Raw genomic sequence first — 19,352 nt, 5'->3', positions numbered from 1 at the left:
CAGTTGACCTACTGCTTAAGCTTTTTTACTTAGTAATGATTTTTCAACAGTAATGTGTTGGATACCAGCCTCTTCAAAGATTTTACCGACTTCCTGATAGCCATTATTGAGGTAGAACTTAAGTGCCCCGAGTTGAGCATGGAGAGAAATAGTCTGGAAGCTTTGCTCTTGTGCAAAATCTTCAGCTTCTTTCAAGAGAATGCTTCCCAGACCTTGGCCTTGGTAGGCCTCGAGCACCGCCATACGTTGGAGGGTAAGCTGAGTCAAATCTTTATTAGGCAGTAGGCGTACGGTTGCTGCAGCCTTGTCTTTATCATCGTATAAAACAAAGTGAATACAGTAGGCTTCATTTGCGTCAATCTCGATAGAGTGAGGAACTCCTTGCCCTTTAACGAAAACGGTGTTTCGAATAGCCACAGCATCTAGATAAGTCTCTGAAAGTGTATCTCTTGTATGTTTGATAATCATAGAACCAGTGTAACAAAGATTCTAGTATATCGTCAACGAAAAAAAGCTTGATGAGAGGAGTAGTCATCAAGCTCTTTATCTTGTTTTATTCATTTATCTTTCGACCGTTTGTATCTTGGATAGGACGGTTATTTTCAAATCCAAGGGTTTGGGTGAATTTTTCCACTTGTTCCTTGCTAACGGTTTCTTGATTCTTGAAGACAATCCAGTTAACACCCTCAGTACATGGCGGTGTTGTCAAGGAACCTTCGAAGTTGTAGTAGTCCTTGTCTTCAGGATAGAAATCATATAGTGAGATAGCCTGAGGAAGCTCAGTTTCTGTATTGGCCGCCTGAGGCATTTTATCCCATATTTGTTTTAAGGCTTGATTTTCATCGCCATAATTATAGAGAACCGAGACAACTGTGATTTTCCCATTATCTGTCTTATAGACGAAGTGCCCCTCTAGAGGATAAGTATGACCATCAATTTCATTCTCACTAGGTGCGTGAAAATGGAACTGCTGTAATTTATAGACATCATCACCAATCGTTAGGGTATTCTTTGGATTTTTAAAGCTGACTTCAATCGTATGCCCGTTATTTTCAACTTGAGCTTCTGATTCTTGATTATTAAGGTTTAGTTCTGGAAGATCAACGTCCTCAGCACCGGTGATATTGATCGGAGATTGTTCTTTACCATTTTTGCTGAGTTCATAATCTTTCGAAAGGTCACCCCAATGGTCTGGACCAGTAGAGCCAGTATAACCCCATTGAACGTCCTTGGACTTTGAGTTTTCGGTTTTGGTCTCGGATTGGCAGGCTACGAGTAGGACTGTACTTGCTACGAGAGCTACTAATCCTATTAGCTTAAAACTTTTCTTATTCATCTTTCTTCCTTGTACTCTTTTATTTTATTGTCATACTAGTTGACCTGTTATTTGTAAACTAGCAGTTAGACAGTGATAGAGTGTCATTTCTCTGAGGTGCTTCTGAGAGTGAAGTGTTTGGAGAAACCAAACGGAAACGCTTTTATTTTATAGCTAATCTGAGAAAAAGTCAAATACAAATTATAGTAGATTTAGAAAAATATAATGAAAATAAGTGTTTTACAAAAAGAAAAGAACTCGCAATTGCGAGCTCTTTATTCATTTTTATCCCAAAGCGTCGTCCATTGAAAGAACTTCGTGGAAGACACGTTGTGTCAATTCAGTTTTTTGTTCTGGAGTGAGGTATTTAGTGTTTACACAGTATCCAGAGATACGAACGATAACATCTTCACCGCTCATGATCTTTTCGTAAACGTCTGACAAGTCCATTACGTTCAAGTTAACGTGTTGTCCACCATTTTCGAAGTATCCGTCGAGGATAGTTACGAGGTTATCAACTTGTTCGTCGTGAGTCTTACCAAGGGCACGAGGTGATACTTGAGTAGTAAGTGAGATACCGTCAGCGGCATAACCGAAGTCAAGACTTGCAAGTGAGTTCAAGTTTTGCAACCATCCACCTTTAGCTTTGTTAGATGGGTTAGCACCTGGTGAGAAGAATTCCAATTTAGACAAGTTCACTGAACCATCTTCGTTGAGGTATACCCCTTTGTGAACTGGAGAGTTACCAGTTTGTTTAGAGTAAGCAACGTTAGAAGTGATTGTAAGAAGTGAAACTGTAGCTTCTGCATCTTTGTAGAGTTTGTGGCTACGAAGACGAGTAGTGTAAGCTTCGATCAACCATTCTGCCAATTCGTTTGAACGTGGGTCATCTTCGCCCCAACGTGGGTAGTCACCGATTGTTTCGTAGTCGTAGATGTAGCCATCTTCGTCACGGATTGGTTTAACTGTAGCGTATTTGATTGCTGACAATGTATCAACAGTATTTGCGAAACCACAGATACCGAATCCCATGTTAGCACGTTGTTTAGTTGGCAAGAAGGCCATTTGAACAGCTTCGTAGTTGTACTTATCAGTCATGTAGTGGATGATGTTAAGGGCATCCACGTAAGTGTCAGTCAACCAGTCAAGAGATTTTTCGAAGTTAGCTTTAACAGTGTCAAAGTCAAGAACTTCGTCACGGATTGGATCGATGTCAAATACTTTGTAGTCTTTATGAACATCGTCGTAACCACCGTTCAAACCAGTAAGAAGGGCTTTAAGTACGTTAACACGAGCACCGAAGTATTGGATGTTGTGGCGTTGTTCTTCGTTTTCTGGGTCAAGTGGTGATACACAACATGAGATACAGCTCATTTCACCGTATCCGTCTTTAGCCATAGTAGTCACACCTTCGTATTGGATAGAAGAGTGCTTGTGGCTCATGTGCATACAGTAGCGACGGAATGAGTAAGGCAATTTGTCAGTCCAAAGAACTGTCAAGTTTGGTTCCGGAGAGTTACCGATGTTGTCAAGAGTGTTCAAGAAACGGTAGTCCATCTTAGTAACACGGTGACGTCCGTCGGCACCCATACCAGCCATTGAAGTTGTGATGAATGTTGGGTCACCTGAGTACAATTGGTCGTAAGCTTTTGTACGAGCAAACTTAACTGTACGAAGTTTCATAACGAAATCATCAACGAATTCTTGGATTTCTGATTCAGTGTAAGTACCACGAGCAAGGTCACGTTCTGCGTATACGTCAAGGACGATTGGCACACGACCAAGTGAAGTAGCGGCACCATTGATTACACGACATACTGCCATGAAGGCGATGTTTGTCCATTGGATAGCTTCTTTAGTATCGAAGGCAGGACGACGAACATCTACACCGTAAAGATCACCAAGGCGAACGACATCTTGAAGTGCTTGGTATTGAAGGTTAACTTCTTCACGAAGACGGATAGTTTCTTCGTCGATTTCTTTAATAGCATTCCAGTCGTTAACTTTTTCTTGCATCAAGTAGTCAGCACCGTAAAGGGCAAGACGAGCGTAAACCCCGATGATACGTCCACGTGAGTAAGCATCTGGAAGACCAGTAACTGTGTGAGCGTGACGTGCACGACGAATGTTTGAAGTGTAAGCACGGAAGATACCATCGTTAACTGTAGTCACGTATTTTGTGAAAATTTCGTGTACAGCTGGGTCTGGTTCATAACCGTGTTCTTTCAAAGCAGTTTCCGCCATACGGATACCACCTTTAGGCATGAAGTTCAATTTGAAGAGCTCATCATTTTGGATACCATAGATAAGTTCATCTTCTTTTGAAATGTACCCTGCGTCAATGTCAGCGATTGAAGTTGGACGAGTATCCATTGGGAAGCGTCCTTCAGCTTCATAGCCTGCTTTAGTTTCATCTACGATTTTTTTAATTTTTAGAGAGCGTTCAGTTGGTCCTGCAAGGAAGCTTTCGTCACCATCATAAGGTGTGTAGTTTGCTTGAACGAAACGTGAAACGCTAGCTTTTTCTTTCCAGTCAGTTCCTTTAAAGCCTTCCCACGCTTTTTCAAAAACATCTGTGTTAGTTTTAACCGTTGCCATAGTTTGGATCTCCTATAATTCTAGTAACAAAATCATCTGTTACATTCTCTAGAAGTATTCTATCACACAGTAAACGCTTACACAACTTTAAAACTCCGTTTTTAGAGACATTCTTTTATAATACAGTTTTGAAAACGATAAATCTGTATTATAAATTTCTGTTTTTTGATAGATTTTGGTATCATAAGGGGAGAATGCTTTGTAGGCCCAAAGTTTTATGTGAAAAGCTTTACAATGAAATAAATCTGAGAAAGGAGGCAGGGAGCCATGTTAGAGTTTCCTCTAATAAATGATACCAGTCGAAAAATCATCCATATTGACATGGACGCCTTTTTTGCTCAGGTCGAGATGAGGGATGACCCCAGTCTTAAGGACAAGCCGGTTATTATCGGTCATGATCCTAGAAAAACTGGGGGACGTGGTGTGGTATCAACTTGTAATTATGAGGCTAGAAAATATGGTGTCCATTCAGCCATGTCTTCTAAGGAAGCCTATGAACGTTGTCCTAATGCTGTCTTTATCTCAGGAAATTATAGCCATTACCGAGAGGTAGGGATGCAAATTCGTGAGATTTTTAAACGCTATACTGACTTGGTTGAGCCTATGTCTATCGATGAAGCCTATCTTGATGTGACGATAAATAAGCTTGGTGTCAAATCGGCGGTTAAGGTAGCCAAGCTTATCCAGTATGATATCTGGCAGGAACTTCACCTGACTTGTTCAGCAGGCGTTTCCTATAATAAATTTATCGCCAAACTAGCCTCTGATTTTCAAAAGCCTGCTGGTTTGACGGTGGTACTTCCAGAGGAGGCTCAGGAATTTTTGGAAAAGCTCCCTATTGAAAAGTTTCATGGGGTAGGTAAAAAGTCAGTTGAACGTCTTCATGACATGGATATCTACACCGGTGCCGATCTTCTGAAGGTTCCTGAGATGGCTCTGATTGATCGTTTTGGACGTTTTGGATTTGATCTCTTTCGAAAGGCTAGGGGGATTTCCAATAGTCCTGTTAGGCCCAATCGTGTCCGTAAATCTATCGGAAGTGAGCGAACCTACGGCAAGCTTCTTTATAATGAAGATGACATCAAGGCTGAGTTGACTAAGAATGCTAGACGAGTAGCTGAAAGTGCTCAGAAAACTAAAAAAGTCGGTCGAATTATTGTCATCAAGGTCCGTTATTCGGATTTCTCAACCTTAACCAAGCGTATGACCTTGGACAAATCGACCCAGGATTTCGACACCATCGAAAGGATTGCTCACACCATTTTCGACCAGCTGGAGGAAAATAGCAGTGGTGTTCGTCTCTTAGGTGTTACCCTGACAGGTTTAGAGGACCAAGAGGGTAGGCAGTTAGATTTGGATGATTTGGAGTCATGATTTAGAAACAAAACAATATAATAGGTAGAGTTTTGCTTCATACTCTGAAAAGTGACCTTGAAGAATCATCAGACCTATGCTATCTTAAATAGTAACCAATAGAAATGAGGGAATAATCTTAATGAAAAAAGTTCTTACCTATTTAGGACTGATTCTGGCAGCTTGTTTGGTTCTTGTAGCCTGTGCTTCCAATAAACCAGCTGAGAAGAAAAAGGCGACACCAACTCCGACAGAACGTGCTAAAGCTGATGCGACGATTTTGATTGACACCATGCTTGGAAAATCAAGTAACGGTTTTTCAAAACTCTACGGAGAAAATTACGAAACATGGACTGAAACGAATGTCTTTGAAAAACAGGTTGCAGACACTATTGAAGAGAAGGGGTATACACCGGAAGAAAAGTATACGTTTAAATACATTGAAGGTTATGATGCCAAGACACCAACTCAAGTACTTTCTAAGTTTCTTAAGGTCCGTCGTAATATGATTGGTAAGATTCAGGACTATAAGCTGAAGGATGTCAAAGTTAAGGGAAATGATGCGACAGTTACCTTTACTTCGCGTTCTGTTAGTGCCTATGGAGCTGCAGCTGCTGTTCGTACTCTCCTTATGAGTCTCTATGACAACGACATTGACAAGTTGAAACAATGGAATCAAGCTGATAACAACGATGTGGAAAAGGGTAAGGCCAAAGATCTCACAACGAAGTTCCTTTATGGTGAAAACTTTAACGGTGATTTGACGCAATTTAAGGACATTGATAAAGAAATGTCCTATACACCTTTGACAGGTGCTGATAATCTGGAAAAGACCTTCAAGCTTACCAAAGATGATGGTGGAAACTGGACTATTTCTGTAGAAGATTATAAAGAGCTTGCCGAAGCCTTGGTCGACCATGACGAATCAGGAAGCAGAGCCGTTTACGCCGAACGTATCCATAAGAATTTGTCAGACTATCAACCTGAAGATAGTAGCGACTCAAGCAGTAAGTCATCAGATAAGGATAAGTAGTGTTTTATTGGATTTGATGTTAAACATGTACGGAAAGCTGTTTTGGATGAAAAGAGTTGTCACATGAGTGGCAGCTTTTTTCTATCTTGTTATTCTTCCTCTCACCCCCTATAACCTTTATCTATCACCACTTAGGATTTTATTATTAGACGAGTTGGGATGAAGATGGTAAACTGTTATCACTAACTATTAATGAAAGTATCGAGGAATATAGATATGAAAAAATGGCTTGCAGGTTTAGGGATTCTTGGCTTGTCAGTTTTGACTTTGGCTGCTTGTGGAAATAAGAGTGACGGTAAGGCATCTGGTGAAAAGCAGACGATTACTGTTGCGACAGACTCTGATACGGCGCCTTTCACTTTCAAAAAAGGTGACGACTTCAAGGGGTATGATATTGATTTGGTCAAGGCTATTTTCAAGGACTCTGACAAGTATGAGGTGAAGTTTGTGACGACGCCTTTTGATTCCATCTTGACAGGGGTGGATTCTGGACGTTATCAGATTGCGGCTAATGATTTCAACTATAATGAAGAACGTGAGCAGAAATATGGTTTCTCAGATCCGATTTCACGTTCTAACTATGCCATCACCAGTGCTGAGGGGACCAAGTATACCAGCCTAGACGATTTGTCTGGTAAGACGACAGAAGTACTTCCTGGCTCTAACTATGCTCAATTGCTTGAAAATTGGAACCATGCCAATGCGGACAAGACACCAATTACAATCAACTACGCTTCTAGCTCAACTGGTCTTTCAACACGTGTTCAACACATTCAAGAAGGAAAAATTGACTTTATCCTTTATGATGCCATTTCCTCTGAGTACATTGTCAAAGATCAAGGTTATAAGTTGGCTGTAAACAAGATTAAAGACGATATTGGTATGAAGACTGATGGTCTTGAATATCTTCTTTTCTCAAATGATAAGCAAGGTAAGGAACTCAAGACTTTTGTCAATAAACGTATCAAAGAGCTCAAGAAGGATGGAACCCTTGCCAAACTCAGCAAGGAATACTTCGGTGGCGATTACGTCAGTGATTTGAAATAAGACTGTTAAAAGTTGAGACTGCTGTCTCAGCTTTTTGACGTTAATAAAGCTGAATTATCAGTGATATGATTTCCTTATCACTTTGATAAGAAAAGACTATTTCACAGACTTTCTGAGTCGTGCTAAAATGAATATTATAAAATTTATGATAAGATATTTGAACGGTTAGCACTAGGCTAACCGACTTTTTTAGAAAGAAAGGGCGACATTGTGAAAAAGAGTATAGAAGCATTTAATCGGTCACCTTGGTATCTCCAAGTTATCCTTGGCTTGGTTGGTTTGGCAGTAGCTGTTGCTTTAGCCATTCCCTTATCATGGCTAGTGGAAATCCTTTGGGGCTATGTTTTGCAACTGGTTACGGTTGTCTTCAAATGGATTTCATCTTGGATGCCAGCTGGTAAGCTCTTCTCATGGAAGGCTGTCTTCGATGCTGTTCCTAAGATTGTGGAACGCTTGCCTTTAACTTTGGGCTTGACTATTGCAGGTGCCTTCTTCGGTTTGATTTTGGCCCTTGTCTTTGCGGTTGTTAAAATCAATCGAGTACGTATCCTTTATCCAATTCAAGCCGTTTTTGTGAGCTTCTTGCGTGGGACACCAATCCTTGTACAACTCATGTTGACTTACTATGGTATTCCACTCTTCCTTCGTTACTTGAATGGTGAGTTCGGCTTAGATTGGAACATTAATGAGATTCCACCAGCTATCTTCGCTATTACAGCCTTTGCCTTTAATGAAGCAGCTTACATGAGTGAGACCATCCGTGCAGCGATTCAGGCCGTTGATGCTGGGGAAATCGAAGCTGCCCGTTCTCTTGGGATGACATCAGCACAAGTTTACCGTCGTGTCATCATTCCAAATGCGGCAGTTATAGCGACACCAAGTTTGATTAACAGTTTGATTGGTTTGACTAAGGGAACATCACTTGCCTTTAGTGCAGGTATCGTCGAAATGTATGCACAGGCTCAAATCTTGGGTGGTGCCGACTACCGTTACTTTGAACGTTATATCTCAGTTGCCCTCGTATACTGGGCAATCTCAATCTTAATTGAGTACATTGGTCGTTCGGTTGAAAATCATATGGCCATTAAGGCTCCTGAAGCGACTGACATTTCTGGCATTGGAGGTGACCGCTAATGATTAGTATCAAAAATTTGACCAAAGAATTTTCAGGACAAAAGGTTCTCGATGGCATTGATATTGACATTGAAAAGGGTGAAGTTGTAGCTCTTGTTGGTGCCTCTGGTGCAGGTAAGTCAACAATCCTTCGTAGCTTAAACTATTTGGAACAACCTGATTCTGGTACTATTACCATTGATGATTTCAAGGTAGATTTCGAAACAATTACCAAAGAGCAAATCCTTACTCTTCGTCGTAAGTTGTCCATGGTGTTCCAACAGTTCAACCTCTTTGAACGTCGTACAGCCTTGGATAATGTTAAGGAAGGTCTTAAGATTGTTAAGAAACTTTCTGACGACGAAGCTACCAAGATTGCTAAAGAAGAGCTCGCTAAGGTTGGGCTTTCTAATCGTGAAAATCACTACCCACGTCACTTGTCGGGTGGTCAAAAGCAACGTGTGGCCTTGGCTCGTGCCCTTGCAATGAAGCCTGATGTGCTCTTGCTTGACGAACCAACATCTGCCCTTGACCCTGAGTTGGTCGGTGAGGTTGAAAAATCAATCGCTGATGCGGCTAAGTCAGGTCAGACCATGATTTTGGTTAGTCACGACATGAACTTTGTTTATCAAGTGGCTGACAAGGTGCTCTTTCTTGAAAAAGGTCATATCCTTGAACAAGGAACACCTGATGAAATCTTTAACCATCCAAAAGAAGAGCGAACAAAAGAATTTTTCGCTTCTTATTCAAAACAATATCTTTAAGATGGGATTTTTGTTACAATAGAAAAGGTAGTGGGATAGGACTACAGTTTAGTCCATAGTCAAAATCCCACAAGGATGATTAGGAACTTTTGAATATTTCAAAGGCGACTATAGTCCAATCAGAGGCTGCATCGTGCAGTTATTACTAGTCGAATTTAGAGGTTGGAGAATGTTATCTCAGCCTTTTCTATTTCTCACTTTAGGATGATTTATGTTATTAAATATTTTTAAATTTTATCTCTTAGGCCTTGTGATTGCTTTCTTTGTGTGCTTGGTGATTGGTGCCATTTGGCTTGGATGGCGTGCGTTACGTCGTGCAGACAAAACTGTTAAGGAGCGTCAAGGTGCCCTCTATGATGCTATTATGATGTCGATGGTTTCGATTCCAGTTTTGGCATTTGCTTTTATGGCGATTCTTATCGTGCTGAATGCATAATTCTAGCTTTGTTGGCACATTAGGTGTAAGATATCTCTACAAGAAAATCATATAAGGAGTTACTCATGTACGATACAATTGTTATTGGAGCTGGTCCTGCGGGGATGACTGCAGCACTTTATGCAGCTCGTGCCAACCTTAAAGTGGCAACTTTGGAGCAAGGTGCTCCTGGTGGACAGATGAATAACACATCTGATATTGAAAATTACCCTGGTTTTGAAAGTATCTCTGGTCCAGAATTGTCAATGAAGATGTTTGAACCCTTGGAAAAATTGGGCGTTGAAAATCTTTATGGTATTGTGTCTGGTATCGAAGACAAGGGTGACTATAAAGTTGTCAAAACTGGTGATGAGGAGTACCAAACCAAGACAGTTATCATTGCGACTGGTGCCAAACACCGTCATATTGGTGTTGCTGGTGAAGAAGAGTACAACAGCCGTGGTGTCTCTTACTGTGCGGTGTGTGATGGTGCCTTCTTCCGTAATCAAGACCTCTTGGTTGTTGGTGGTGGAGACTCTGCCGTTGAAGAAGGAATTTATTTGACACGCTTTGCCAATAGCGTGACCATTGTTCACCGTCGTGATGAATTGCGTGCCCAAAAGGTTCTTCAAGACCGTGCTTTCGCCAATGAAAAGGTCAAGTTTATCTGGGATTCAGTCGTTGAAGAAATCAAGGGTGATGATATCAAGGTTCGCAGTGTTGATATCAAGAATGTCAAAACTGGTGAGGTGACTAACCACGAATTTGGTGGTGTCTTTGTTTATGTGGGACTTGATCCAGTTTCAGATTACTTGACAGGTCTCGACATCACTGACCAAGATGGTTGGGTAATTACAGATGATAAGATGGCAACACGTATTCCTGGTATCTTTGCCATTGGGGATGTCCGCCAGAAAGACCTTCGCCAAATTACAACAGCCGTAGGGGATGGTGCCACAGCTGGTATCGAAGCCTACAACTATGTGACTGCACTTGGTGATAAGTAAAATAAATGGAAACTCGGGAGGTTCTCGAGTTTTTTGTGTTTGTTTGATGGTGAAAATAAGTTTGAGGTTATTTTATATTATAAGTTAAGTAAAAACTGAGTTATAGTTATGGTAGAATGGGAGACGTATGTAGAAAAAGAAAGTAGGAGAAACGTTGAAGTTCAGAAGAATTTGGTATTTCATGCTAGCGTTAGTTATTATTTCATTTACTGAAGTGGGACGAAAGATTGTAATTAGTATTAATAGTACAGTAGGTATTCTCTTCTTTGGGCATACAATCCCAATAGAAGTCATCAAGACAATTTATCGTTGTTTTTTCATCTGTTTTATTGGTTTAGCATTTTTTATTTTGAGGGATGTATGCAAAAAATAAAAGTAATAAAAAAAAGCGAATTGATAGAGAAAATTTCGAAGGGGACGAGTATAAGGAGTTTGAGTCGCTTATCAATAACGGTGGTGTCAGAAATATATGGATAACAGGTAGTTGGGGAACAGGAAAAACAAAGTTTGTTACTTCAATGTTAGATAAAATTGGGAAAAAATATTTATATGTATCTTTGTTTGGACTAAATTCACGTAAAGATATTATTCAAGAAATAAATAATAGAATTATTCAAGAAACAAAGATTTCAATTCTTGTTAATTTACCGGTAATTGGAAATCTGATTCAATGGTTTTATAGTTCTCAAGGGATATACATTCTTAGAAATTATTCAGAAGAATGGATTCTTGTTTTTGATGATTTCGAGAGGGTATCAAATACTATTATAAAATCGGCTGAGAAGTCGAATAATTTAAAATTGAGTGAATTTGAGAGCTATAATGAAGCTTTAGGAGTTATCGATTATATCGAACAAATAATCGGTTGCCGTGTTATTGTTATCTCCTCAAAGAAAGAAATAGAGCCTTTATATAAGAAAATTATCATTCCTAAGTTTAGTCCTAGAGAAATCAAAATTGATTTTAATACAGACAAGTTTCAAAATATTGTTAAAGAAAATCTAACGCAGTTGAGTCAGACAGACTTAACAAATGTATCGACTAGTCTTGCTGAAATCTGGAAAACAAAGATGAGCCTTGAGAACAAAGGGAAAGACTCTTTCTTACAGTACCGACCTTTTGTAAAGGAATTGAGTGAATTAAGTAATGAATCCAATGTTACACATATTATTTCTTATTCGCTTAGTCGTTTGATTGAGGAGCTAAATTTAGATATTCAGATTACTGACGGAGAGTTGATAGCTTATAAATTAGTATTAAAGTTAAATAGTATTGAAAATCCTTCTAAATTTGATGATGTATACAAACTTATAAAGAATTTAATCCAATACTATGGATTTGAGAACTCCAAGTTTTATTATGTGTCTGGAAGTAATATTAAATCTAAAAAAATTGGGGATGACAGAATCACTTTCCACAATGCTTTAGTGAATTTCCATATGGATTTAGCCTTGCCAAATGATGCAATTAGTGATAATGGCTCATTTAATGATGATGAGATTAGTATTCTGATGCAAAAAACCCCTGTTACCCTCCTGATGAAAAGACTGTTACAAGAATGGTTTTCAGACAATTATTTGGAAAAACATTATTTTTCTGAAAAATATGAATCAAGATCTGGGTTAAAATCTGCAACAGGGAGAGACGTTTTTACTAATATTACTATTGGGAATTTTCACAATATAATAGGTCGTTCCAAATATAAAAAGGACTGGCAAGAAATTTATTATAGAGAAGTATCTAAATTATTGATAAGCAAGAATGGTCTACCTGATGAATGGATAAAACCCACAATGTTATTTTATCAAGAGTTTTCACAAAATCTATTAGATATCAAGTCTTTGGAAAATATTTTAACTAGTTTACCTAAAAATATTTCTCAAGATTTTGAAAAACTACTAGAATCAAGGGTTTTGTATAACATAATTTCCCCAAAATACCCAATCAATGAAAGTATATCTATGTATTTGGTAAAGGAATTTTTACTTTATTTTAAAGATATTGATATAGCTTTAATTAATAATGGTAATAGCTTTGATTATAGTAAATATAATCATGTTCCTTTGTTGCCTTCAAATAAAAATTCAGTAATAGAATTTGAAAATAGTGATCAAGGAAAATTTGAAGAACAATTATATAGAGTCAGCTTAAATACATCATCTAGGTGTATCTATCCAGATGAGAAAGACTTATTTAAACCTGATAGCATAAATATAAAGATAGAACATTTATTGTTTATTGTTATGAATCTCTCAATGTCTGAAACGATAGGTGGAAAGCTTGCTAAATACTATATAATGGATTTTTTCAAGGTTAACAAAGGGTATGATTGGGCAAAAAATAGACTTAGAGATATACTTATAGTTAATGCAGAAAAAAACGAATTTATACCTGATAAAAAGGGAATTCTTCTCAATCAATATCACTATGATGAGACAGTTGGAGAGCGATACCAAGGATGGGTTAGTTATCTAGAAGGATTGTAGCATGTGTGGTTCTTACAACTACGTGACTGCACTTGGTGATAAGTAAAATAAATGGAAACTCGGGAGGTTCTCGAGTTTTTTGTGTGGTCTTGTAGGTATTTAGCATGACTAGATTTCTTTGTGGCAACATCTATGTGTAATTTTTTGTTATAATAGAAAAGTCTTACTAAAAATCAGTAAAAACGAGGTGACCAACTTGCGTGTTGTAGCAGGTGATTTTGGCGGGCGTCCGCTTAAAACGTTAGAAGGCAAAACGACTCGTCCAACAACGGACAAGGTCAAGGGTGCTATTTTCAATATGATTGGTCCTTTCTTTGATGGAGGGCGTGTTTTGGATCTTTTTTCTGGGAGCGGTAGCCTGGCTATTGAGGCTATCAGTCGTGGTATGTCGTCTGCTGTCCTCGTGGAAAAGGATCGTCGGGCACAGGCTGTTATTCAGGAAAATATCAAGATGACCAAGAGTGAGAAGCAGTTTCAACTTTTGAAGATGGATGCAGCGCGTGCATTGACACAATTGACAGGTCAATTTGACTTGGTGCTTTTAGATCCGCCTTATGCCAAAGAGCAGATTGTGGCTAATATTACTCAGTTAGAGGAGCAAGGGCTCTTGGCTGAAGAAGTTATGTTGGTTTGCGAGACGGATAAGGCTGTGGACTTGCCTGAAGAAATTTCAAACTTTGGGATTTGGAAGCAGAAAACCTATGGTATCAGTAAGGTGACCGTTTACGTGCGTTAGCCTTTGATAGGGAAGTTGTAGAAAGGAATGCTATGACAAAGATTGCTATGTTTACGGGGTCTTTTGATCCAATTACCAATGGGCATATGGATATTATTGCCAGAGCCAGCAAGCTCTTTGATGAGCTCTATATTGGACTATTTTATAATAAAAATAAGCAGGGCTTCTGGGACATTGAGACTCGCAAGCGTATCTTGGAAGAGGTTGTGGCAGATTTTCCCAATGTCAAGGTTATAACGGCTCACGATAGTCTGGCTGTAGATGTCGCCAGAGATCTTGGGGTGACTTATCTGGTTAGAGGCCTTCGTAATGCGACAGATTTTGACTATGAGGCTAATATGGATTATTTCAATAAGGGGCTGGCGCCTGAGCTTGAAACGGTTTATTTGATTGCTAGTCATGAGGTGACACCAGTGTCCTCGAGTCGAGTGCGTGAGTTGATTTATTTTGAGGGGGACATTAGTTCTTATGTTCCTCAAGCAGTTGTTAAGGAAGTGGAGGCCAAGCGTGGCAAACAAGACAAAATCTAAATCGCTATTAGGGAAAATGTGGCGGATTAAGTGGTGGTTATTAAGTATTATTACGGTACTTTTCCTCCTCTTTTCCCTCTTTTTCCCGCTAAATAATTATTATGTTGAGCTTCCGGGTGGTGCTTTTGATACTAAGGAAGTCTTGACTGTAGATAAGAAAGCTGATGATTCAAAAGGATCCTACAATTTTGTGGCGGTGGCTCAAACCAAGGCAACTTTGGCCCTCATGCTCTATGCTCAGCTTAATGATTTTGCAAAGCTTCAAACGGCTGAAGAGGCAACTGGAAATTACTCTGATGAAGATTTCATGCGTATCAATCAATTCTACATGGAGACTTCCCAAAACCAGGCGATTTATCAGGGCTTGACTCAGGCTGGTAAGGAGGCTAGCTTGGAGTATATGGGTGTTTATGTGCTTCAGGTGGCTGATGATTCTAGTTTCAAGGGTGTCCTTAATATTGCGGATACGGTGACAGCTGTCAATGGCAAGACCTTTGATAATTCTACTGACTTGATTAAATACGTCCAAGGACTTAAGTTGGGTTCAAAAGTCAAGGTCACTTATACGACAGAGGACAAAGAAAAGACTGCCACTGGTAAGATCATTAAGATTGCTAATGGTAAAAATGGTATCGGTATTGGTTTGACGGATCATACTGAGGTCAAGAGTCCTGAAAACGTGAAGTTTAAACTTGATGGTGTTGGTGGACCAAGTGCGGGGCTTATGTTTACTTTGGCTATTTACGATCAGGTGTCTGGTCAAGACCTCAAGGCTGGCCGTAAAATTGCTGGAACAGGCACTATTGAAAAGGATGGGGCTGTCGGTGATATCGGCGGGGCCTACCTCAAGGTGAAATCAGCGGCTGATAGTGGCGCAGATATTTTCTTCGTGCCAAATAATCCAGTAACTAAGGAAATGAAAAAGGCTGATCCGGATGCTAAGACTAACTATCAAGAGGCCAAGGAAGCTGCCAAGAAACTGGGGACCAAGATGAAAATCGTCCCTGTTAAAACAGCTCAAGAAGCCATTGATTATTTGAAAAAGACTAAGTAAGAAGAGAGAGTAGGACAGGCAGAAATCCATGATTTTTGTCCTAGTCTTACTCTCTTTTTAAGGTCAAAGTGTTATAATAGTCTTTATGAAAAAACGTTACAGAACAGTCAATGATTACTATCGTGAAATTTTTGGCGAAAAGATTTTCAAACTTCCTATAGATGCGGGCTTTGATTGTCCCAACCGTGATGGCACAGTGGCCCACGGTGGCTGTACCTTTTGTACGGTATCGGGGTCTGGGGACGCCATTGTAGCTCCTGAGGCGCCGATTCGTGAGCAGTTTTACCATGAGATTGACTTTATGCACCGCAAGTGGTCAGAAGTTCAGAAATATCTGGTTTATTTTCAAAATTTTACTAATACCCACGCTCCGCTTGAGGTTATCAAGGAACGCTACGAACAGGCTATCAATGAGCCTGGTGTTGTTGGCATCAATATCGGTACTCGCCCAGACTGTTTGCCAGATGATGTGATTGATTATCTGGCAGAACTCACAGAACGTATGCATGTGACTGTTGAACTTGGTTTGCAGACGACTTATGAAGAAACGTCAGAACTCATTAACCGAGCACACAGCTATGAACTCTACGTAGAGACCGTGAAGCGTGTGCGTGAGCGTGCACCAAAGGCTGAAATTGTATCGCACCTGATTAATGGATTGCCAGGGGAAACCCACGAGATGATGGTGGAAAATGTTCGCCGTTGTGTGACGGACAATGACATTCAGGGCATCAAACTCCACCTCCTCCACCTGATGACCAATACGCGTATGCAAAGAGATTACCACGAGGGGCGTCTTAAATTGCTGAGTCAGGAAGAGTATGTGTCAATCATCTGTGACCAGTTGGAAATCATCCCTAAGGATATCGTCATTCATCGTATTACTGGTGATGCGCCGCGAGATATGTTGATTGGTCCTATGTGGAGTCTCAACAAGTGGGAAGTCCTTAATGCCATCGACAAAGAGATGGAACGTCGTGACTCATGGCAAGGGTGCAAAGTAGCTAGCGAGAAGGAGGAAAAAGCATGATTAAACGACCCATTCATTTATCTCATGACTTTCTAGCAGAAGTGCTGGATGATGAGAGTATAGCTATCGATGCGACCATGGGAAACGGCAATGATACAGCCTTTCTGGCTGGCCTTGCCAAGAAGGTCTATGCCTTTGACGTGCAGGAGCAGGCGCTTGAAAAGACCAGTCAACGCTTGTCAGACCTGGGAATTGAAAATGCGGAACTCATTTTAGATGGTCACGAAAATCTGGACCGTTATGTCACGGAACCTATTCGAGCAGCTATTTTCAATCTGGGCTACCTGCCATCTGCAGACAAAAGTGTCATCACTAAGCCCCATACGACTCTTGAGGCCGTTGAGAAAATTCTTGACCGTCTAGAGGTTGGTGGGCGCTTGGCTATTATGATTTACTACGGTCATGATGGTGGTGATATGGAGAAGGATGCTGTGCTTGAGTACGTTATCGGTTTGGACCAGCGTGTTTTCACAGCTATGCTTTACCAACCCCTTAATCAAATTAATACCCCACCATTTTTGGTGATGTTGGAGAAATTACAATGATTACAGATATTAAAGAAAAACTTGCAGATATGCAGGCCAAATATATTGATAAGCAGAGTGCCGAGGGTACTTTGAAAAAGGTTGATAATCGTAAAACGGCTAAGATCAAGAAAAAGTTAGCTAGTCTTGAGGTCGAACGTTGCCATAAACTTTTAGCCAAGGAAGATGTCACTGCCATTGATAAAAAAATTAGTAAGCAAAAAGAACTATTCTCAAACTGTTGTCATAAGGAAGGGTAGGAGGAGCTATGCATCTATCGTTAGCTTTGCTTGTTCTTCTTTTTAGCTTGATTTTATCGAACGTTATCAATCGTATCTTTCCACGTCTTCCCTTACCCTTGATTCAAATTATTTTTGGAGTGGGTATCGGTTTTCTTTTTAAGGGACGTGCTTTCGAGCTTGAAACGGAACTTTTTCTAGCTTTCATTATTGCTCCCTTGCTGTTTCGTGAGGGTGAAGAAAGTGATATTACCAGTATTTTACGTAACTGGAAGCTCATTCTATTTTTGATTTTTCCAGTCATCTTCGTGTCTACACTGGGAATCGGTTATCTTGCTAAGGCTGTCTTGCCTGCCTCAGTGCCTTTGTCTGCCTGCCTAGCTATTGGGGCGGCTCTTGGGCCAACGGATTTGGTGGCCTATTCAGCTATTTCTAAACGTTTCAGTTTTCCAAAGTGGATTAGCTACATTTTGCAGGGGGAAGGTCTTCTGAACGACGCCTCTGGCTTGGTCGCCTTTCAGGTGGCGGTGACTGCATTGACCACAGGTACCTTCTCTCTCCTTGGGGCGAGCTGGAATTTGGTTATTTCTGTGCTTGGTGGTTTTTTAGTTGGCTTGATTACAGCCTTATTTAATCGTCTCTTTTTAACCATTTTGGACAATATGGATGCTGCTGATGTCACAGGTGCTCTCTTACTAGAGTTGGTACTACCGATTTCCTCTTACTTTGTAGCCGAGGAAATTCATGCTTCTGGAATTATTGCTGTTGTCGTAGCAGGGATTTCGCTTGCCAGTCGTTTCAAAAAAATCACCGTTTTTGATGCTAAGTTGGATAGTGTTTCTCATACGATTTGGGGAACCATTACCTTCATGCTTAATGGCATGGTCTTTTTCCTCTTGGGAACAGAACTTCCAACCCTAGCAGCCCCAGTACTGCGTAGCAGTACTTACGATAATCTCTGGATGCTTCTTGCTATCATCCTTCTAACAGCGACCATGTTTGGTATTCGTTTTGTTATGATTAGTGCAGTATTTGCTCAAAGAGCTTGGAGGGCCAAACGATCACTAAAAAAAATCTGGAAGGGTGCTACTCTGTTAACCTTTTCAGGTGTTAAAGGAACGGTTTCCATTGCAACCATCCTTTTGCTTCCAGTTGCCAATATGACTGCTCTGGAACATAGTCTTTTGCTTTTTACGGTAGCGGGTGTGACCTTGCTGAGCTTCTTAACAGGGATTTTAGTCCTACCTAAGCTAGCGACTGGACCAGCGCACACGACCAACCATTATATGCAGATTGCCATTCTCAATGATGTGGTCGATGAGTTGGAAAAAGATCTAAAACAGTCTACCAATCAAGGGGCTGTCTATGCTACTATTGACAACTACAATCAACGCTTGGAAGATTTAATCTTGGAGCAGGAATCAAATGATGTCAAAGAAGAGTTGGCCAATATCCGAGTAATGATTATGGAAATTGAGAGTGAGGGTCTGGAATATGCCTACAAGAAGGGTAAGATTTCAGAACTCGAATACAATCTCTACCAACGTTATATCAAGGGCTTGGAACGTCGTATCAACCGTGGTTTTGTCTCTAGCCTTTCTTACGCCCTAGCTGTCTTTGTGCGTGGCCTTCGTAGATTGTTACACTTAGCTCTTACTTTCAAGTTTCATATTGATCAGGATGAAACGAGAAGAGGTCCTAGGTTGACGGAAGAAAACCGCGACCATATGACTGAGCTCTATTTGACAAATACTGAGCAGATTTTGGAAGCCCTGAGTAATCTGGAAGGTGTTTATCATTCAGATCTCTTGTCTTATCTGAAACGCAGTCGCCTTCAAGAGGCTGAGATTATTCAATCAGGTGCCTTTGTTGAGCGGGTTATCACCCATCTTCATCCAGACAATATTGATGAAATGTTGCGTGGCTACTATTTGGAACGTAAGGTTATCAACGAGTACGAGCAGGCTGAACTTATTTCTAGCCGTTATGCCAAGCAGCTTCGTAAGGAAGTCAATACTTTGGAGGATTACTCTCTCAAAGAAACTAGCAACACGTTAACCTATGATATGATTAATCTGGCTCGAGGTCGAGCTTAAGCAATGAATGTT

At 40.2% G+C, this 19,352-nt stretch carries 18 protein-coding genes; 15 read left to right on the top strand and 3 right to left on the bottom strand.

Annotated features, from left to right (window positions below; translation table 11 throughout):
* Positions 1-15: 15 nt before the first annotated feature.
* From H7T93_RS05145 to pflB, 3 genes are all read right to left on the bottom strand, one after another.
* A complete protein-coding gene (locus H7T93_RS05145; RefSeq protein WP_201041650.1) occupies positions 16-468 on the bottom strand; it encodes a GNAT family N-acetyltransferase in 453 nt (150 codons plus the stop codon).
* Positions 469-553: 85 nt separating this feature from the next.
* Positions 554-1,336, bottom strand: coding sequence for a carbonic anhydrase (locus H7T93_RS05140; RefSeq protein ID WP_201041649.1), 783 nt, complete (start codon positions 1,334-1,336; stop codon positions 554-556).
* Positions 1,337-1,600: 264 nt separating this feature from the next.
* A complete protein-coding gene (gene pflB / locus H7T93_RS05135; RefSeq protein ID WP_175057762.1) occupies positions 1,601-3,913 on the bottom strand; it encodes a formate C-acetyltransferase in 2,313 nt (770 codons plus the stop codon).
* Positions 3,914-4,180: 267 nt separating this feature from the next.
* On the opposite strand from pflB, the gene dinB reads away from it, so the two are divergent.
* From dinB to H7T93_RS05060, 15 genes are all read left to right on the top strand, one after another.
* Positions 4,181-5,287, top strand: coding sequence for a DNA polymerase IV (gene dinB / locus H7T93_RS05130; RefSeq protein WP_175057761.1), 1,107 nt, complete (start codon positions 4,181-4,183; stop codon positions 5,285-5,287).
* A 121-nt stretch (positions 5,288-5,408) separates the two neighbouring features.
* The gene (locus H7T93_RS05125) at positions 5,409-6,299 is read left to right on the top strand and encodes a peptidase (RefSeq protein WP_175057760.1); all 891 of its coding nucleotides are present in this window, start codon (positions 5,409-5,411) and stop codon (positions 6,297-6,299) included.
* A 216-nt stretch (positions 6,300-6,515) separates the two neighbouring features.
* The gene (locus H7T93_RS05120) at positions 6,516-7,346 is read left to right on the top strand and encodes a transporter substrate-binding domain-containing protein (RefSeq protein WP_175057759.1); all 831 of its coding nucleotides are present in this window, start codon (positions 6,516-6,518) and stop codon (positions 7,344-7,346) included.
* 387 nt (positions 7,347-7,733) lie between these two features.
* Positions 7,734-8,480 (top strand): amino acid ABC transporter permease, encoded by a 747-nt coding sequence (locus tag H7T93_RS05115; RefSeq protein ID WP_095559509.1) that lies wholly within the window; start codon positions 7,734-7,736, stop codon positions 8,478-8,480.
* On the top strand, positions 8,480-9,223 hold the full coding sequence (locus H7T93_RS05110) for an amino acid ABC transporter ATP-binding protein (protein WP_002891704.1): 744 nt from the start codon (positions 8,480-8,482) through the stop codon (positions 9,221-9,223). The genes H7T93_RS05115 and H7T93_RS05110 overlap by 1 nt, the downstream gene beginning before the upstream one ends.
* Positions 9,224-9,434: 211 nt before the next feature.
* The gene (locus tag H7T93_RS05105) at positions 9,435-9,659 is read left to right on the top strand and encodes a DUF4059 family protein (protein ID WP_002884393.1); all 225 of its coding nucleotides are present in this window, start codon (positions 9,435-9,437) and stop codon (positions 9,657-9,659) included.
* A gap of 32 nt (positions 9,660-9,691) precedes the next feature.
* Complete coding sequence (gene trxB, locus H7T93_RS05100) at positions 9,692-10,645, top strand: thioredoxin-disulfide reductase (RefSeq protein WP_255296714.1); 954 nt, start codon at positions 9,692-9,694, stop codon at positions 10,643-10,645.
* Positions 10,646-11,001: 356 nt separating this feature from the next.
* Entirely contained in the window at positions 11,002-13,131 is a 2,130-nt protein-coding gene (locus H7T93_RS05095) for a hypothetical protein (RefSeq protein ID WP_201041648.1), read from the top strand.
* Positions 13,132-13,270: 139 nt separating this feature from the next.
* Positions 13,271-13,867, top strand: a complete 597-nt coding sequence (rsmD, locus tag H7T93_RS05090) for a 16S rRNA (guanine(966)-N(2))-methyltransferase RsmD (RefSeq protein WP_272128123.1) — start codon at positions 13,271-13,273, stop codon at positions 13,865-13,867.
* 32 nt (positions 13,868-13,899) lie between these two features.
* Positions 13,900-14,397, top strand: coding sequence for a pantetheine-phosphate adenylyltransferase (coaD, locus tag H7T93_RS05085; RefSeq protein ID WP_195918162.1), 498 nt, complete (start codon positions 13,900-13,902; stop codon positions 14,395-14,397).
* A gap of 16 nt (positions 14,398-14,413) precedes the next feature.
* Positions 14,414-15,451, top strand: coding sequence for a SepM family pheromone-processing serine protease (locus H7T93_RS05080; RefSeq protein ID WP_051677074.1), 1,038 nt, complete (start codon positions 14,414-14,416; stop codon positions 15,449-15,451).
* An 85-nt stretch (positions 15,452-15,536) separates the two neighbouring features.
* Entirely contained in the window at positions 15,537-16,481 is a 945-nt protein-coding gene (locus H7T93_RS05075; protein ID WP_037602483.1) for a TIGR01212 family radical SAM protein, read from the top strand.
* The gene (locus H7T93_RS05070; protein WP_037602480.1) at positions 16,478-17,026 is read left to right on the top strand and encodes a tRNA (mnm(5)s(2)U34)-methyltransferase; all 549 of its coding nucleotides are present in this window, start codon (positions 16,478-16,480) and stop codon (positions 17,024-17,026) included. Before H7T93_RS05075 ends, H7T93_RS05070 begins: the two co-directional genes overlap by 4 nt.
* Positions 17,023-17,265 (top strand): hypothetical protein, encoded by a 243-nt coding sequence (locus H7T93_RS05065; protein ID WP_002891697.1) that lies wholly within the window; start codon positions 17,023-17,025, stop codon positions 17,263-17,265. The genes H7T93_RS05070 and H7T93_RS05065 overlap by 4 nt, the downstream gene beginning before the upstream one ends.
* Before the next feature lie 8 nt (positions 17,266-17,273).
* Complete coding sequence (locus H7T93_RS05060) at positions 17,274-19,340, top strand: cation:proton antiporter (protein WP_037602478.1); 2,067 nt, start codon at positions 17,274-17,276, stop codon at positions 19,338-19,340.
* Positions 19,341-19,352: the final 12 nt, after the last annotated feature.

Origin of the sequence: Streptococcus sp. 9.1 (genome assembly GCF_016648815.1) — a bacterium.
Lineage (GTDB): Bacteria > Bacillota > Bacilli > Lactobacillales > Streptococcaceae > Streptococcus > Streptococcus salivarius_E.
This window is presented reverse-complemented; position numbering and strand designations above follow the sequence as displayed.

What these genes read in the sequence shown, in the direction of transcription:
- H7T93_RS05145 (WP_201041650.1), bottom strand. Translation starts at nt 468, where the DNA reads ATGATTATCAAACATACAAGAGATACACTTTCAGAGACTTATCTAGAT.
- H7T93_RS05140 (WP_201041649.1), bottom strand. Translation starts at nt 1,336, where the DNA reads ATGAATAAGAAAAGTTTTAAGCTAATAGGATTAGTAGCTCTCGTAGCA.
- pflB (WP_175057762.1), bottom strand. Translation starts at nt 3,913, where the DNA reads ATGGCAACGGTTAAAACTAACACAGATGTTTTTGAAAAAGCGTGGGAA.
- dinB (WP_175057761.1), top strand. Translation starts at nt 4,181, where the DNA reads ATGTTAGAGTTTCCTCTAATAAATGATACCAGTCGAAAAATCATCCAT.
- H7T93_RS05125 (WP_175057760.1), top strand. Translation starts at nt 5,409, where the DNA reads ATGAAAAAAGTTCTTACCTATTTAGGACTGATTCTGGCAGCTTGTTTG.
- H7T93_RS05120 (WP_175057759.1), top strand. Translation starts at nt 6,516, where the DNA reads ATGAAAAAATGGCTTGCAGGTTTAGGGATTCTTGGCTTGTCAGTTTTG.
- H7T93_RS05115 (WP_095559509.1), top strand. Translation starts at nt 7,734, where the DNA reads ATGCCAGCTGGTAAGCTCTTCTCATGGAAGGCTGTCTTCGATGCTGTT.
- H7T93_RS05110 (WP_002891704.1), top strand. Translation starts at nt 8,480, where the DNA reads ATGATTAGTATCAAAAATTTGACCAAAGAATTTTCAGGACAAAAGGTT.
- H7T93_RS05105 (WP_002884393.1), top strand. Translation starts at nt 9,435, where the DNA reads ATGTTATTAAATATTTTTAAATTTTATCTCTTAGGCCTTGTGATTGCT.
- H7T93_RS05095 (WP_201041648.1), top strand. Translation starts at nt 11,002, where the DNA reads ATGTATGCAAAAAATAAAAGTAATAAAAAAAAGCGAATTGATAGAGAA.
- coaD (WP_195918162.1), top strand. Translation starts at nt 13,900, where the DNA reads ATGACAAAGATTGCTATGTTTACGGGGTCTTTTGATCCAATTACCAAT.
- H7T93_RS05080 (WP_051677074.1), top strand. Translation starts at nt 14,414, where the DNA reads ATGTGGCGGATTAAGTGGTGGTTATTAAGTATTATTACGGTACTTTTC.
- H7T93_RS05075 (WP_037602483.1), top strand. Translation starts at nt 15,537, where the DNA reads ATGAAAAAACGTTACAGAACAGTCAATGATTACTATCGTGAAATTTTT.
- H7T93_RS05070 (WP_037602480.1), top strand. Translation starts at nt 16,478, where the DNA reads ATGATTAAACGACCCATTCATTTATCTCATGACTTTCTAGCAGAAGTG.
- H7T93_RS05065 (WP_002891697.1), top strand. Translation starts at nt 17,023, where the DNA reads ATGATTACAGATATTAAAGAAAAACTTGCAGATATGCAGGCCAAATAT.
- H7T93_RS05060 (WP_037602478.1), top strand. Translation starts at nt 17,274, where the DNA reads ATGCATCTATCGTTAGCTTTGCTTGTTCTTCTTTTTAGCTTGATTTTA.